Origin of the sequence: Chryseobacterium sp. WLY505 (genome assembly GCF_030846215.1) — a bacterium.
Classification (GTDB): domain Bacteria; phylum Bacteroidota; class Bacteroidia; order Flavobacteriales; family Weeksellaceae; genus Chryseobacterium.
On record NZ_JAVCWI010000018.1, the window covers coordinates 1 to 16213 of the forward strand.

General features: G+C 36.5%; 14 protein-coding genes. 12 read left to right on the plus strand and 2 right to left on the minus strand.

Annotated elements, in window-relative coordinates; translation table 11 throughout:
* The first annotated feature begins 168 nt into the window (after positions 1–168).
* The 11 genes from RAH34_RS21795 to RAH34_RS21845 all read left to right on the plus strand — a co-directional run bounded on the left by RAH34_RS21795 (position 169) and on the right by RAH34_RS21845 (position 10126).
* Positions 169–546 carry a GxxExxY protein gene (locus RAH34_RS21795; RefSeq protein WP_306597521.1) on the plus strand — a complete coding sequence of 126 codons (378 nt, stop codon included), beginning with the start codon at positions 169–171 and terminating at the stop codon, positions 544–546.
* A 99-nt stretch (positions 547–645) separates the two neighbouring features.
* A complete protein-coding gene (locus RAH34_RS21800) occupies positions 646–1569 on the plus strand; it encodes an ABC transporter ATP-binding protein (RefSeq protein ID WP_306597522.1) in 924 nt (307 codons plus the stop codon).
* A gap of 165 nt (positions 1570–1734) precedes the next feature.
* Positions 1735–2187 (plus strand): MarR family winged helix-turn-helix transcriptional regulator, encoded by a 453-nt coding sequence (locus RAH34_RS21805; protein WP_034694513.1) that lies wholly within the window; start codon positions 1735–1737, stop codon positions 2185–2187.
* A gap of 53 nt (positions 2188–2240) precedes the next feature.
* Positions 2241–4634, plus strand: coding sequence for a 3-hydroxyacyl-CoA dehydrogenase/enoyl-CoA hydratase family protein (locus RAH34_RS21810; RefSeq protein WP_114822154.1), 2394 nt, complete (start codon positions 2241–2243; stop codon positions 4632–4634).
* An 81-nt stretch (positions 4635–4715) separates the two neighbouring features.
* Complete coding sequence (tnpA, locus tag RAH34_RS21815; protein WP_114822155.1) at positions 4716–5180, plus strand: IS200/IS605 family transposase; 465 nt, start codon at positions 4716–4718, stop codon at positions 5178–5180.
* Positions 5181–5285: 105 nt separating this feature from the next.
* Positions 5286–6464 (plus strand): acetyl-CoA C-acyltransferase, encoded by a 1179-nt coding sequence (locus RAH34_RS21820; protein WP_114822156.1) that lies wholly within the window; start codon positions 5286–5288, stop codon positions 6462–6464.
* Positions 6465–6518: 54 nt separating this feature from the next.
* The gene (locus tag RAH34_RS21825; RefSeq protein WP_306597523.1) at positions 6519–6887 is read left to right on the plus strand and encodes a four helix bundle protein; all 369 of its coding nucleotides are present in this window, start codon (positions 6519–6521) and stop codon (positions 6885–6887) included.
* Positions 6888–7001: 114 nt separating this feature from the next.
* Positions 7002–8777: an acyl-CoA dehydrogenase family protein gene (locus RAH34_RS21830; RefSeq protein ID WP_306597524.1), complete on the plus strand. Its 1776-nt coding sequence runs from the start codon at positions 7002–7004 to the stop codon at positions 8775–8777.
* Positions 8778–8922: 145 nt separating this feature from the next.
* Positions 8923–9237 (plus strand): hypothetical protein, encoded by a 315-nt coding sequence (locus tag RAH34_RS21835; RefSeq protein ID WP_306597525.1) that lies wholly within the window; start codon positions 8923–8925, stop codon positions 9235–9237.
* 26 nt (positions 9238–9263) lie between these two features.
* Positions 9264–9599: a YegP family protein gene (locus tag RAH34_RS21840; RefSeq protein ID WP_306597526.1), complete on the plus strand. Its 336-nt coding sequence runs from the start codon at positions 9264–9266 to the stop codon at positions 9597–9599.
* Positions 9600–9679: 80 nt separating this feature from the next.
* Complete coding sequence (locus RAH34_RS21845; protein WP_034694511.1) at positions 9680–10126, plus strand: phosphohydrolase; 447 nt, start codon at positions 9680–9682, stop codon at positions 10124–10126.
* Here RAH34_RS21845 and RAH34_RS21850 read toward each other — a convergent pair.
* Complete coding sequence (locus RAH34_RS21850) at positions 10123–10839, minus strand: DUF2490 domain-containing protein (RefSeq protein WP_110008737.1); 717 nt, start codon at positions 10837–10839, stop codon at positions 10123–10125. The two genes, RAH34_RS21845 and RAH34_RS21850, sit on opposite strands and share 4 nt — an antisense overlap.
* Before the next feature lie 72 nt (positions 10840–10911).
* A complete protein-coding gene (locus RAH34_RS21855; RefSeq protein ID WP_306597527.1) occupies positions 10912–12723 on the minus strand; it encodes a TonB-dependent siderophore receptor in 1812 nt (603 codons plus the stop codon).
* Between the two features lie 638 nt (positions 12724–13361).
* Here RAH34_RS21855 and uvrA point away from each other — a divergent pair.
* On the plus strand, positions 13362–16154 hold the full coding sequence (gene uvrA / locus RAH34_RS21860; protein ID WP_306597528.1) for an excinuclease ABC subunit UvrA: 2793 nt from the start codon (positions 13362–13364) through the stop codon (positions 16152–16154).
* Positions 16155–16213: the final 59 nt, after the last annotated feature.

Here is a 16213-nt window from a genome sequence, read left to right on the forward strand (position 1 = left end):
CATATCCTTGCTGAAAATCTTTGATTTTCTTGCGCCTTACAATATACAAATTGTATAAAAAACTTTGCGCCCTTGCGCTTACCCAACAATACACTTAAATAAAAAATTTTAAGACATAATATCCTTTCCCTAACAATTCTTATATTTAGGTTCAACAAAACACCACAAATGACAGAAAATGAAATTTCAAAAATTGTTTTTGAAACAGGATTAAAGATTCATAAAAAGCTTGGAGCAGGACTTTTTGAGCATGTATATGAAGAATGTATGTTCTATGAATTAACAAAGTCAGGATTTCTTGTAGAAAAACAAAAACTACTTCCTATTATTTATGAAAATTTGAGAATAGAAAACGCTTTCAGGCTTGATATGATAATTGAAAACAAAGTGATTCTGGAAATAAAAGCAGTTGACTACATAAGTCCTACTCATAAAGCTCAATTACTCACCTATTTAAAAATGTCAAATTGCAAATTGGGTATGCTGCTCAACTTTCAATCTGATGTCTTCAAAAACGGAGTAACAAGAATTGTGAACAACTTATAAAATAAACTGGATAAAAATTTCACAAAGTCAAATTCCTTGTGCCTTAAAACATTATTTTTGTAAAACATTTTTGCGTCTTCACGTATAACCAACAGAAACATGCACCTACAAATTAAACAGGCTAATATCGGCTACACTAAAACTTTAATCTCCAATGCCAATGCAGATTTAAGGCTTGGTGATGTATGCCTGCTGATTGGTAATAACGGTGTAGGGAAAACAACATTGATCAAATCTATTCTGCATCAAATGCCTTTACTGCACGGAGAGATTGCTATTAATGGAAAAAATGTGAAAAATCTTTCCGTAAAAGAAATTGCGGAGAACATTGCCATTGTCTTTTCAAAATCGGTTATTCCACAGCATTATACGGTTGAAGATCTTATTTCTCTCGGAAAGTACATCTACTACCCTTTTTATTTTGAGTTAAAAAAAGAAGACCGCGAAGAAGTAGCTCATATTATTGAAGAACTGGATCTGAATCAGTACCGGTATACTCTTTTGAAAAATCTGTCAGATGGAAATCTTCAGAAGGCATTTATCGGGCGTGCTATTACTCAAAACTCACCTATCATTATTTTGGATGAACCTACTACGCATCTGGATGAGAAAAATAAAATCATTATTCTAAAAACCTTGAGAAAGCTGGCTAAGGAACAGAACAAACTTATTCTGTTTTCGTCCCACGACTGGAGGCTGGCCAAAGAGTTTGCAGACAAAATATGGTATGTAAAGGAAAACCATCTGTATTCAGGGATTGTGGAGGACATTTTGCTTCAGCATGATGAACTTACCAATGCTTCTTTATTTCAAATTAATGAGACTTTTATTCCGCCATTTATTTCTGCACCCCAGTTTCATAAGGAAATGCTGTATTCTCTGCTTCAAAAAAACTTCCAAAAAGACCTGTCTGAGCTTAATTTCGAGTTTCAGAACCCTTTTTGGGTTATTACTAAAGATTCCACCGCTTATCAATGTGAATCTTTTGAAGAAATCATCAATTTAGTCTCAAACATTCATTAATACTGAGTTTTCTTTGATTTATCCATATACTATGCATGCATAGTATTATGCTAATCATACAATTTAATCCGTTTATTTACAGCCTATTAACAAAATTTAACGTTAATAAATATTATGCATGCATAATATTTATTAAATTTGGGTAAAACCATTGGCGCAAAAATGATGGATAATAATAAAGAAAAAATAGAAAACGTAGATTTAATTTTAAAGCAGACCTGGCTGGCTGTTTCTAAAATGTACACAGAATTAGCCCAGGAACATGATTCCACAGCGGTGCAGGCACTCACACTTCTTAAAATTGATCCCAAAGAAGGAACCCGAAGTACCAATCTTGGTCCGAAGATGGCTATTGAACCCACTTCATTAACGAGAATCATCAAACTTCTTGAAGATAACGGATACATCTATAAGGAAAAGACCACCACTGATAAAAGAGAGGTGATTATTAAACTTACAGACAAAGGATTAAATTCCAGAAATATGTCTAAGGAAGTCGTTGTGAATTTCAACAAGAAAGTCATGGAAAAAATAGCTCCGGAAAAGCTGGATGCTTTCAAAGACGTGATGACCGAGATCATGAAAATAGCAAACGAATTGTTAAATAACAGAAAATAAATTGTGATGTAACCTTCGGGCTCATATCATCTTATACAAATAAAAATTTACATATGAAAAGAAGAATCAAACATGTAACGGTTCTTGGTTCAGGAATTATGGGAAGCGGAATCGCTGCTCACTTCGCCAACATCGGCGTTGAAGTATCACTTTTGGATATTGTTCCTTTTGAACTTACTGAAGCTGAACAAAAAAAAGGTTTGACCAAAGATGACAAGGTCGTAAGAAACAGAATTGCTTCCGAAAACTTTGAAAAACTTAAAAAAGCAAGTCCTGCACTTCTTTACTCTCCAAAGTTTGCAGACAGAATTAAAATCGGAAACTTCGATGACGATTTGCCGAAAATAAAAAACACTGACTGGATCATTGAAGTAGTCGTAGAAAGGCTTGACATCAAGAAGTCTGTTTACGAAAAGATTGAACAGTTCAGAAAACCGGGTACCTTAATTTCTTCTAATACTTCCGGTATTCCTATTCATTTCCTTACAGAAGGAAGAAGCGAGGATTTCAAAAAGTACTTCGCAGGAACCCACTTCTTTAACCCTGTAAGATACCTTCCTCTTTTAGAGATTATCCCAACTAATGATACAGATCCTGAGATCATCGATTTCTATATGAATTATGGGGCAAAATTCTTAGGTAAAACGACAGTTTTAGCTAAAGATACTCCTGCTTTCATCGCCAACAGAATCGGGGTATTCTCTATGATGGATCTTCTTCACAATGTACAGAAATTAGGACTTACCGTTTCTGATGTTGATAAATTAACAGGTCCGGTAATTGGACGTCCAAAATCAGCTACATTCAGAACAGCTGATGTTGTAGGTCTTGATACTTTGGTAATGGTAGCCAACGGAGTTCGTCAAAGCGGTGCGGAAGCGAACGACTTCAATGATGTATTTGCCCTTCCTCCTTATATCCAGAAAATGATGGATAATAAATGGTTAGGTTCAAAAACAGAACAAGGTTTCTATAAAAAAGTGAAAAATGCAGAAGGAAAATCTGAAATTCACGGATTAAACCTTGATACTTTAGAGTATGAACTTCAAGGAAAATCATCCTTCCCTACTCTGGAATTAACAAAAGCTATTGATAAACCGATTGACAGATTCAAAGTATTAATTGGTGGTAAAGATAAAGCTGGCGAATTATACAGAAAATCTTTAGGAGCATTATTCGCGTATGTTTCTCACAAAGTTCCTGAAATCTCTGACGAAGTTTACAAAATTGACGACGCGATGAGAGCTGGTTTCGGATGGGAAAACGGTCCATTTGAAATCTGGGATGCTGTAGGTGTTCAGAAAGGTATTGAACTTGCAAAAGATGCAGGATACGAGGTTTCTGACTGGGTGAAAAACGTAGAAACGTTCTATAAAGTTAATGACGAAGGACAAAGCATTTATGTTGATAAAAATTCAGGAGAATACAACAAAATCCCTGGTCAGGATGCATTCATCATCTTAGATAATATCCGAAAAAACAAAACACTTTGGAGCAATTCAGGTGCTGCTATTGAAGATTTAGGAGATGGTATCATCAACTTCGAGATCCGTTCAAAAATGAACTCTCTTGGAGGCGAAGTTCTTGACGGATTAAACAGAGCAATCGACTTAGCTGAAAAAGAATATGACGGATTAGTAGTTGGAAACCAAGGAGCAAATTTCTCTGTAGGTGCTAATCTTGCTATGATCCTTATGATGGCTATTGAGCAGGATTGGGATGATTTGAATATGGCAATCGCTTACTTCCAGAAATCAATGATGAGAGTACGCTACTCTTCTATTCCTGTAGTAGTTGCTCCTCACGGAATGACTTTAGGTGGAGGATGCGAAATGACCATGCATGCTGACAGAGTGGTTGCAGCGGCAGAAACGTATATCGGACTTGTAGAAACCGGAGTTGGAGTAATTCCTGGTGGTGGTGGTACTAAAGAATTGACTTTAAGAACTTCCAGAGAATTCCACAATGATGATGTTAAAAATAACAGACTTCGTGATGCTTTCATGAACATCGCCATGGGTAAAGTAGCGACTTCCGCTTATGAAGCTTACGATATGGGAATCCTTGAAAAAGGGAAAGACATTGTTTCAGTTAGCAAAAACAGACAGATTGCTGAAGCTAAAAAAGTAGCAAAATTATTAGCAGAACAAGGATATACTCAGCCAATTGAGCAAAAAGTAAAAGTTTTGGGTAAAGATGCATTAGGAATGTTCTATGTAGGAACAGACCAGATGCTAACCGGAAACTTCATCTCTGCACACGATAAAAAAATTGCTGATAAGCTGGCTAACGTAATGGTAGGCGGAAATTTATCTGAACCAACAGTAGTAACAGAACAATATCTATTGAATCTTGAAAGAGAAACTTTCCTTCAGCTTTGTGGAGAAAGAAAAACTTTAGAGAGAATTCAGTACATGTTGCAAAATGGGAAACCTTTGAGAAACTAATAGAGAGCTCCGTAGGAGCGAACTGTTAATAGCATGAATAATTTAAAATTGGAAAGCCTCGTAGAGGCGACCTGTTAATGTATGGCCAACACCTACACTCAGATTTATATTCAAATTGTTTTCGCTGTAAAAGGAAGACAAAATCTGATTTCAAAAGAAAACAGAGAAGAATTACATCAGTTTATTACAGGTATTGTTTCCAATAGAAATCAAAAATTATTCGCAGTTTTTGCAATGCCTGACCATGTGCACATTCTTGTAAGTATGAATCCGACACTTGCGGTTTCAGATTTAGTAAGAGATATTAAAGCAGGTTCTTCAAAATTCATTAATGAAAAAGGATGGATGAATGAAAAATTCAATTGGCAGGAAGGGTACGGAGCTTTTTCTTATTCTAAAAGCAGTGTCGATTCTGTTGTAAAATATATTTTAGATCAGGAAGAACATCATAAAAAGAAAACTTTTAGAGAAGAATATCTGGATTTTATGTCAAAATTTGAGATAGAATATGATCCAAAATATTTATTTGAATGGATTAATGATTAACAGGTCGCTCCTACGGAGCTCCTCAAAAAGCAAAAACAAAAATCTATGAACAGTTTACCTCTACGAGGCAAAAAATTCTTAAAACAATTTAATTAAACAAAAAAAATGAAAACAGCATACATAGTAAAAGGTTTCAGAACTGCCGTTGGAAAAGCTCCAAAAGGAAGTTTAAGATTTACAAGACCTGATGTAATGGCGGCTACCGTTATTGAAAAATTAATGGCTGAGCTACCCCAATTAGATAAAAACAGAATTGATGACCTTATCGTAGGAAATGCAATGCCGGAAGCTGAACAAGGGCTTAATGTGGCGCGTCTGATCTCTTTGATGGGGTTAAATACCGATAAAGTTCCGGGAGTAACCGTGAATAGATACTGTGCATCAGGAAGTGAGGCAATTGCTATTGCTTCTGCAAAAATTCAGGCTGGTATGGCGGATTGTATCATCGCAGGTGGTACAGAGTCAATGTCATACATCCCGATGGGAGGTTATAAGCCGGTTCCTGAAACGGATATCGCAAAAACAAACCCTGATTATTACTGGGGAATGGGTTACACTGCGGAAGAAGTTGCAAAACAATATAATATTACGAGAGAAGAACAGGATCAGTTTGCTTTTGAATCTCATATGAAGGCTTTAAAAGCTAATCAGGAAGGTAAATTTGCCAATCAGATTGTTCCGATTCCTGTAGAGTATAATTTCCTGGACGAAAACCAGAAACTGCAGACTAAAAAGTTTGATTTTTCAGTAGATGAAGGGCCCAGAGCTGATACTTCTTTAGCCGGATTAGCAAAACTAAGACCTGTATTTGCCAACGGAGGAAGCGTAACTGCCGGAAACTCTTCTCAAATGAGTGACGGAGCGGCTTTTGTAATGGTAATGAGTGAGGAAATGGTAAAAGAATTAGGATTAGAGCCTGAGGCAAGATTAGTAGCTTATGCTGCAGCCGGATTAGAACCAAGAATCATGGGAATGGGTCCGATCTATGCTATTCCAAAAGCATTGAAACAGGCAGGTTTAGAATTAAAAGATATCGACTTGATCGAGCTCAACGAAGCTTTCGCCTCGCAATCTGTTGCTATCAAAAAAGAATTAGGTTTAAATCCTGACATCTTAAACGTAAACGGAGGAGCAATTGCCCTTGGGCACCCGCTTGGATGTACAGGAACAAAACTAACAGTACAACTTCTTGACGAAATGAGAAGAAGAGGCAACAAGTACGGAATGGTTTCTATGTGTGTAGGAACAGGGCAAGGTGCAGCTTCTATTTTTGAACTTCTTTAATAGACAAATAGAGAATAAACGGATAGATAATAGACTTAAAGACACCAAAAATGTATGAATGATTTTAAGAGGCACAATTTTAAAAAGCGTAAAATTTGGCAAATGAGTATGGAATTATCAAGATTAACTTTAGATCTTACAGATACTTTTCCGACTTATGAAAAGTATGGTTTGAAAAATCAAATGGACAGATGTGCAATTTCAATTCCATCAAATATAGCTGAAGGTTCAAGCAGGACAAATAAGTCTTTTAGTCATTTTTTGGATATTTCTTTAGGTTCTTCATTTGAATTACAAACACAAGTATTGTTAGCAAATCATAGAAAATATTTATCTGATGAAAAAACTGAAATCTTTGAAATTAAGATTGAAGAATTTCAAAAAGCAACAATGGTATTTCAGAATACTTTAAATAAAGACTAATAAGACAAAAGACAAAGAGAGAATAGACAGATAGAAAATAGACGCCACTAATAATCTATCATCTATCCGTCTATTATCTGAAGGTCTTAAAAAATTTTAAAAACAAAATAATATATGGCTACATTAAAAGGCGGGGAATTCCTAATCAAACAGATTCCTGCAAACGAAATTTTCAGTATTGAAGAACTGAATGAAGAACAAAAGATGCTTCGTGATTCTGCGAAGGAATTTATAGATAGAGAAGTTGTTCCTCAAAGAGAACGTTTTGAGAAGAAAGATTATGCATTTACTGAAGAGACCATGCGTAAACTGGGCGAAATGGGAATGTTGGGAATCGCTGTTCCTGAAGAATACGGAGGTCTTGGGATGGGCTTTGTGACTACAATGCTTGCTTGTGATTATATTTCCGGAACTACAGGTTCACTGGCTACAGCTTATGGAGCGCACACCGGAATTGGAACATTGCCAATCGTTCTTTACGGAACTGAAGAGCAAAAGAAAAAATACCTTCCGGATTTAGCCGCTGGAACAAAGTTTGGTGCTTACTGTTTGACAGAGCCGGATGCTGGTTCTGATGCCAATTCAGGAAAAACAAAAGCAAAACTTTCCGAAGACGGAAAACATTATATCATCAACGGCCAGAAAATGTGGATCTCTAATGCAGGATTTGCAGATACATTTACATTATTCGCTAAAATTGATGATGATAAAAATATTACAGGGTTTGTGATCAACAGATCAGAACTTGAAAATCCTGAAAGCTTAACTTTCGGTGAGGAAGAACATAAATTAGGTATCCGTGCTTCTTCTACCCGTCAGGTTTTCTTCAATGATATGAAAATTCCTGTGGAAAATCTTTTAGGAGAAAGAAACAATGGTTTCAAGATCGCTTTAAATGCATTGAACGTAGGCCGTATCAAATTGGCTGCCGCTTGTCTTGATGCCCAGAGAAGAATCTTAAACCACTCTATCCAGTATTCTAACGAAAGAAAACAATTTGGGGTTTCTATTGCTACTTTCGGAGCGATCAGAAAGAAAATTGCTGAAATGGCAACCGGAGTTTTCGTAAGTGAAGCAGGTTCTTACAGAGCGGCTAAAAACGTTCAGGATAAAATTGACGAATTGGTAGCAGGTGGATTAAGCCATCAGGAAGCAGAATTAAAAGGTGTAGAAGAATTCGCAGTAGAATGTTCAATCCTTAAAGTATTTGTTTCTGACCTTGCTCAACACACAGCAGACGAAGGAATCCAGGTATACGGAGGGATGGGATTCTCTGAAGATACTCCTATGGAAGCTGCATGGAGAGATTCAAGAATTTCAAGAATCTATGAAGGTACCAATGAAATCAACAGATTATTAGCTGTAGGAATGCTTATTAAGAGAGCAATGAAAGGCGAATTGGATCTTTTATCTCCTGCTATGGCCATCAGTAAAGAATTGATGGGTATCCCTTCATTTGAAGTTCCTGATTATTCAGAATTCATGAGTGAAGAAAAAGCAATTATCGCAAACCTTAAGAAAGTATTCTTAATGGTTTCCGGAGCAGCTCTTCAGAAATACATGATGGATATTGAGAAACAACAGCATTTATTATTGAATGCTTCTGAAATCCTTAACCAGATCTACATGGCAGAATCTGCAGTATTAAGAGCAGAAAAACACTTCTCTCCTGAATCTGTAGAAGCAGCTATGGCTCAGTTAAACCTTTACAAAGCGGTTGAGAAAATCATCACTGCCGCTAAAGAAGGAATTGTTTCTTTCGCTGAAGGAGATGAGCAGAGAATGATGCTTTCAGGATTAAGAAGATTCACTAAATATACCAACCATCCGAATGTAGTAGCGCTTACTGAAAAAGTAGCCGCTCACTATATCGAGAAAGGAGCTTATTAGTCTTTAATAACATAAATTTGATTCAGCGTCTCAATTTTTGAGGCGCTTTTTTGATCTTTATCAATGATGACATGTATTGAAATTAACGGTATTTAGCAATGTTATTCAAAAAAAATTATTATTTTTATTTTAAAATACATAACACATGAAAATTTTATTATTTCCAATACTCCTTATTTCCGTTACTTTTTCAGCACAAAAAAAAGACAATGTACTTCCTGTTCCCAAGATGGATACGACAAAAATTATTGCTAAAGGTAAATTCCCGGGATATTTTGCTCTGAAACCCGATCAACCTCAAAAAGAACTTTACAAAATATTAACGGTTAAGCCCAATGATACCACTCTTTATCTGGCTTTAAGAGAACCTTCAAAGGATTATTCACAATATAAAATTTTAAATACGATTACTTCTGATAAGCTTCAGGTCAACCGGAAAAAAATACTACCATCCAAATAACATAACACAAACTAAAAACTATTACCATGGGAAAATTTATTATCTCTAAAAGAACAAACGGAGACTTTCAGTTCAACCTCAAAGCTGGAAACGGACAGGTTATTTTAACCAGCCAGGGATACAGCACCAAACCATCCTGCGAAAGTGGAATCGGATCTGTAAAAACCAATGCACAGGAAGATTCAAAATTTGAAAGAAATACAGCCAATGACGGCAGATGTTATTTTAATCTAAAGGCAGGAAACGGACAGATCATAGGAACCAGTCAGATGTATGAATCTGACAATGGTATGGAAAACGGAATAGAATCCGTAAAAAACAATGCTCCACATGCTCATATAGAGGATGATACCAGCTTATAAAATCATGTGAAATAATCTTCATAAAAAAAGCCTTAGTTTTTAAGGCTTTTTTTATTTTTGTACTCTATTTTTCATTAGAAATGACAAAAGAAGAATTACTGAATAAAGCCATCAAAATCGCCGACAAGGCACATAAAGGACAAACCGATAAATACCATGCCCCATACATTGCCCATGTAATGCGTGTAATGAATTATGGTAAAACACTGGATGAAAAGATTGTAGGGGTTCTGCACGATGTTGTGGAGGATCACCCACTGGAATTCAGCCTGGATTATTTAAGATCGGAAGGATTCCCTGAATATATTATTTTTGCCATCAGCTGTCTTACAAAGCTTGATCCGGAAGAAGATTATGATGAATTCATCAAAAGAACAGAAAGATCTCTCCTATCTGTTGCTGTAAAGCTGAATGATCTTCGTGATAATATGGACCTTAGAAGAGTAAACAGAGAGCTTACTCCTAAGGATATTAAAAGATTTAATAAATATCTGAAAGCTTATCGTTACCTCATAGAGAAATATTAATCCGCACCCGGGAAATCATAAGTTTTCGTATGGTGGTCTGTTCCGTCGATATTGATGTTTAACGCAAGGTAAACGAAATGTAAATTTTTGTTTCCTTTTGCTTCAAATTCACGCTGCCACAGATATCCGCTCACGATTCCAAAATAATCATCGATCTGATAGCCGAAACCGCCATAGACTCTGTTTCTGGCGAAAGTAGGCTTCATCGGAGAGACAAAGAATACCTCATCATAAGCATTAGCGAAAACAGTTCCTTTCTTGATCGTTTTGGCGTTCAAAGGAACACTTACGTTCAAACGGTATCGGTAACGCATTCTCTGGGAAGTCTGATCTGTTTTTGGCTCATAAAACCAGCTCTTTTCAGCACGAAAACGGTTTTCAAACTTTACGATGCCTTTTTTAACATCAATAACGTCCTGAAGCCATACCCTGAACTCTTCTCTGCTCAGGCTGTGTTCTTTATAGTTAACATATCTCCCCAGCCCCACAAAAGGTTTGTGGTTTTTGGTAAGATTATACCCTAATCCCCCTTTTATCTCATAATAATCAGGGTAGGTATAATCTTCGTTACCACGCATCTGCCCTTCAGCATAAAGGAAAAATTTCGGATGAAACTTATAGGTCAGAGTCACTGCATTGAAGCTGGAAATATGTTCCTGTGCTTTAAAAAAAGATATTCCAAGTAATAATCCTAAACCTATAAGACGTTTCATAAAAAATTTTTGCAAATGTATATTTTTTAACAATTTGTTAATATTAACTTTTATTCATGTTCAAATTAACAATTACTTAATATTGATTGTATAAGAAAAACCAATATGGAACCATCTTTGCGGCATTCCTACCCCAAATGCTTCGGTGTATGTTGTGTTGGTCAAATTGTTAATCAACACATATACTGAGTAATCTTTTTTAGCAAAGCTCAGCTTCTCATCTACAAGGTTATACGTTCCCAGATTTACCCTTTCATTGTAGCGGTAAACAAGCTCATTGGTAAAGTTTTTCAGGAATTTCACCTCTAATTTGGACACGAACTGATGCTTCAGATTGTCCAGAATATATCTTGAAACCACACCAGCTTTTTCTTCATATTTGCTGTCAATATACGTGTAACCAACAGTATATTTTAACCAGTCGGTCGGTCTGTGGCTCCACTCTGCTTCGATTCCTCTGGTTTTGATATCTCCTACATTCTGAGCGTACCATACTTTATCACTCAGGTCTTTTTTCACCCAGTCAATAGAGTTGCTGGAATTCCTAAGAAATCCACTTATTTTTGCTAAAATCCTGTTATTCTGATATTGATATCCAAGCTCTGATGACAAGGCATTTTCAGGCTGCAAATCCGGATTTCCCTGCTCTGTTTTACTTACATAATACAATTCGGTAAAAGTGGGCACACGGTGTACTTTTGCGATGTTTCCGTAGATTTTAGAATTAGTATTAAAGTTATAGCCTACATCAAGCCCCGGATAGAAGAAGTTTCCTTCCTTAGAATAATTGGCCCATGAAATTCCCGGACTGATGTTCAGTTTTTTATCCAGTAATGAAAAATGATGTTCAAAGAAAACCTGAGATACAAAACGGTTTCGGTCACCCAAATTACTGCTTACTAAAAATTCTTTTCTCAGTTCAACCCCAATTCCGGTTGTTCCCAATCCCCACTGATAGCTGGAATTTACTTCTCCACCCACATTATTTCCGATGTGCATGTTTCGGTAAAAATCCGGATTCCATCGGTCATAAAGGTACATATCCTGTCCTCTTCTCCAGTATACATTGGAGTTAAGCTTCAGCTTTCCAAAAGTCTGCTGATGGGCTACACTTACGATAGAAGCCTGTGTTTCCTCATACTGCTTTGTAGCAGCACTGGAAGCATAAAAACCATTGGCTCCGAATTTCTTTTCCGAAAACCCGGCCTGTACTCTTACATCTCCGTTTTTGATATTCAGCTTTCCCTGATAAAATACATTTCTGATTTCATAATCCGTATTGAACATATACCCTTCTGAAGAAGCAGAATTCGCCTGAAGGGAGTTCGTGAACTTCTCATTTCCAATCTGAGCATTAAATCCAAGACCATAAGAACCATAATCACCTCCCTCTGCACTTATCCTGACTTTTTTCCCCGGAACAGCTTTAGTAATAATATTGATAACACCGGCATAAGCATTCTGTCCGAAACGTCTTGCTGCCGGGCCTTTTATAATTTCTATCTTTTCTACATCGTCCAGATCTACCGGAATATTCATATTATTATGTCCGGTCTGGGAATCATTCATCCTGATTCCATTCAACAATAGAAGAACCTGTTCAAAAGAACTTCCACGGAAACCGATATCACTCTGCACCCCATTAGCTCCTCTCCTTCTGATATCCATTCCTGGTACCTGTTGAAGGATTTCGTCTATACTTTTAGCCGGAGAATTTACAATGTCTTCTCTGGTGATCACACTGATGTTCTGATTGGCACTTTTATAAGGTGTAGAGATAAATTTTCCCTGAAATTCAATGCTTTCAATATCTGTTGTCTTTTCCTGTGCGTTTACCCAAAGTAAAGATCCCAGAAAAAAAGCACTTCCTATCTTTTTGATCATAATCGTTTCCGTAGTTTTTTTAACAGAGTCCAAAAGTAAGGGAGTTCACCAAGACAGGCAAATGATAGTTGTCATAAAAAAAGATGCAACCTATGCTGCATCTGTGTGAGGGAGTAATTCTATCTTTTTCTCATTAAATGTGTAACTAGATCTCTGAATAATTTTCTCATTTCTATATTACATATTTACGGGTACAATTTTAACTAATTTTATAACATAAAACAATAGTTAAACAAAAAAACACAATATATTTTAAAAAATTATATAAAACACTGTAAAATAAACCGTAAAACAACATTAAGTCCACAAAAAACACTCTTTTTTATCATGTATCAACGGACCTATTTCTCTTTTTGTCTTCTGATTTCTTGTTGATAATAACAATTTTTAACAATAAGATAAGCGTAAATTTTTCGCTAAAATTTCGTAATTTTGTGGGTCTTAATTTTACGATGAAAACATTCTTTTTTCAGCAGTAATTTTGTGGGCATTCTTTGGGAATGTGATGACAAAATATCAGATGAATTCAGAATTTATGTAAAAGTTCAATTGATGACAGCCTGGAAAGATTCTTAGGCAAAACACCATTATACTGAAAGTTTTAATGCTTTACAGTTACTTTTATGAATAAACAAAATATGGCTAATACAACAGAAATAGATATAAAAAAACAGATTTTCGTTAAGAATGCACATCTTAACAATCTGAAACATATAGATGTCCTGATTCCGAAGAACAAACTGATTGTTATTACAGGGGTTTCAGGAAGTGGAAAATCTTCTTTGGCCTTTGATACTATTTATGCAGAAGGACAGAGAAGGTATGTTGAAAGTTTAAGTTCTTATGCCCGTCAGTTTTTGGGAAAATTAGAAAAACCAAAAGTAGATGATATCAAAGGACTCGCCCCCTCTATTGCCATTCAGCAGAAAGTCATTTCTTCCAATCCGCGTTCTACTGTGGGAACTTCTACAGAGATCTACGATTATATGAAGCTTTTATTTGCGAGGATTGGTAAAACTTTTTCACCGGTTTCCGGAGAAGAAGTGAAAAAAGATTCCGTTTCTGATGTGATTGACTTTATTAAAGCGTCTAAAAAGGATACTTCTTTTCTATTGACCGCTCCACTGGAATATGATGTTGACAATTTCAAAGAAACCTTAAATGTTTTAAAACTGGCAGGTTTCACAAGGCTTGAAATTAATGGAAACGTTGCGGGAATTGAAGATCTGGAAAGCTTTGGTTTCACTCCTGAAAAGGGAATGACCATCAATCTTGTCATCGACCGTTTCTCGTACGAAGAAGACGAAAGTTTTTTACAGAGACTTGCGGACTCTATTCAAATGGCATTCTATGAAGGTCGCGGCTATTGTTCACTAAAGAATACAGATACTGACAAAGTAAAAGAATTCTCCAATAAATTTGAGCTGGACGGCATGGAGTTCCTTGAACCCAACGTTCATTTTTTCAGCTTTAATAACCCCTACGGAGCATGTCCGGCATGTGAAGGATACGGAAAAGTAATCGGAATTGATGAAGATCTTGTAGTTCCTAATAAAACGTTGTCTGTTTACGAAGATGCCGTTGTCTGCTGGAGGGGAGAAACCATGAGCGAATGGAAAAAGGATTTCATCAAAAAAGCAGGTGACTTCCCGATTCACAAACCTTACCATCAGCTAACCAAAGAACAGAAAAACTTCCTTTGGAAAGGTGACGGAAAGAGCAGTTTCCCATGCATCAATAATTTCTTCAAAATGCTTGAAGAAAACCTATACAAAATCCAGTACAGAGTAATGCTTTCCCGTTACAGAGGAAAAACCCTTTGTCCGACGTGCGAAGGATTGAGACTGCGTGAAGAAACAAGCTGGGTAAAAGTAGACGGACACAATATTCAATCGATGATTGAACTTCCTTTGGATGAGCTGGCTCCTGTCATTAATGGATTAAAACTTTCAGATCATGACAAAGAAGTGGCCAAAAGACTGATCTATGAAATCACCACCCGCCTGGAATTTTTATTAAAGGTAGGATTAGGATATTTAACCTTAAACAGAACGTCCAATACCCTTTCAGGAGGAGAAAGCCAGAGAATTAACTTAGCAACCAGTTTAGGAAGTTCTCTGGTGGGTTCTATTTACATATTGGATGAACCTTCTATCGGACTGCACTCTAAAGACACCGAAAACCTGATCGAAGTATTGAAAAACCTTCGTGATCTTGGAAATACCGTTATTGTAGTAGAACATGACGAGGATGTGATGAGAGCGGCAGACTATATTATTGATATTGGCCCGGAAGCAGGTTATCTTGGAGGTGAACTGGTATTTGCGGGTGATTATAAAGACTTGAAAAAAGCCAACACCCTTACTTCAGAATACCTTACCGGAAGATTGGAGATTGAAGTTCCGAAGAAAAGAAGAAAAGGAAAAGAATGGATTCACATTAAAGGAGCGCGTCAGAATAATCTTAAAAATATAGATGTAGACGTTCCTCTGGAAAGTCTGGTTGTAATTTCCGGAGTTTCAGGAAGTGGAAAATCTACTTTGATGAAAGAAATCCTTACCAATGACATCCAGATCCAACTTGGAATGGGTGGTAAAAAAGGAGATTATGATGCTGTAGAATTCCCGAAGAAACTGATCAAAAATATTGAATTGATTGATCAGAACCCGATTGGAAAATCATCCCGTTCAAATCCTGTAACTTACTTAAAGGCTTACGATGATATCCGTGATCTTTTTGCCAAACAAAAAGTAGCCAAAATGATGGGTTATAAGCCTAAACATTTCTCGTTCAACGTGGATGGCGGTAGATGTGATGAATGTAAAGGAGAAGGGGTGATTAACGTTTCCATGCAGTTTATGGCAGACATTGAGCTTGAATGTGAGGTTTGTAAAGGAACACGATTCAAAAATGAAATCCTTGAAGTAAGATTTGATGAGAAAAACATCTCTGACATTCTTCATATGACGGTAGATGAAGCATTGGAATTCTTTAAAGATAATAATGAAGAAAAGATCGTAACGAAGCTGAGACCTTTGCAGGAAGTAGGTTTAGGTTATTTACAGCTGGGACAAAGCTCTTCTACCCTTTCCGGAGGTGAGGCACAGCGTGTGAAACTGGCTTCATTCCTTGTAAAAGGAGTAACCACGGATAAAACGTTATTCATTTTTGATGAACCTTCCACGGGGCTTCACTTCCACGATATTCAGAAATTACTGAAGTCATTACAGGCGTTGATCGATCTCGGACATTCGGTGATTGTTATTGAGCATCAGCCTGACATCATCAAATGTGCCGATTATATTATCGATATCGGCCCGGAAGCTGGAAAACATGGCGGCGAGGTTGTATTTGCAGGGACACCCGAAGATCTGACTAAAAATAAAAAGTCTTATACGGCAAAATACATCAAAGAAAAACTTGAACAATAAAAAACCGGCTGTTTTAAAAACAGCCGGTTTTTTATTGAGATTACTTATCTTTATTCAAC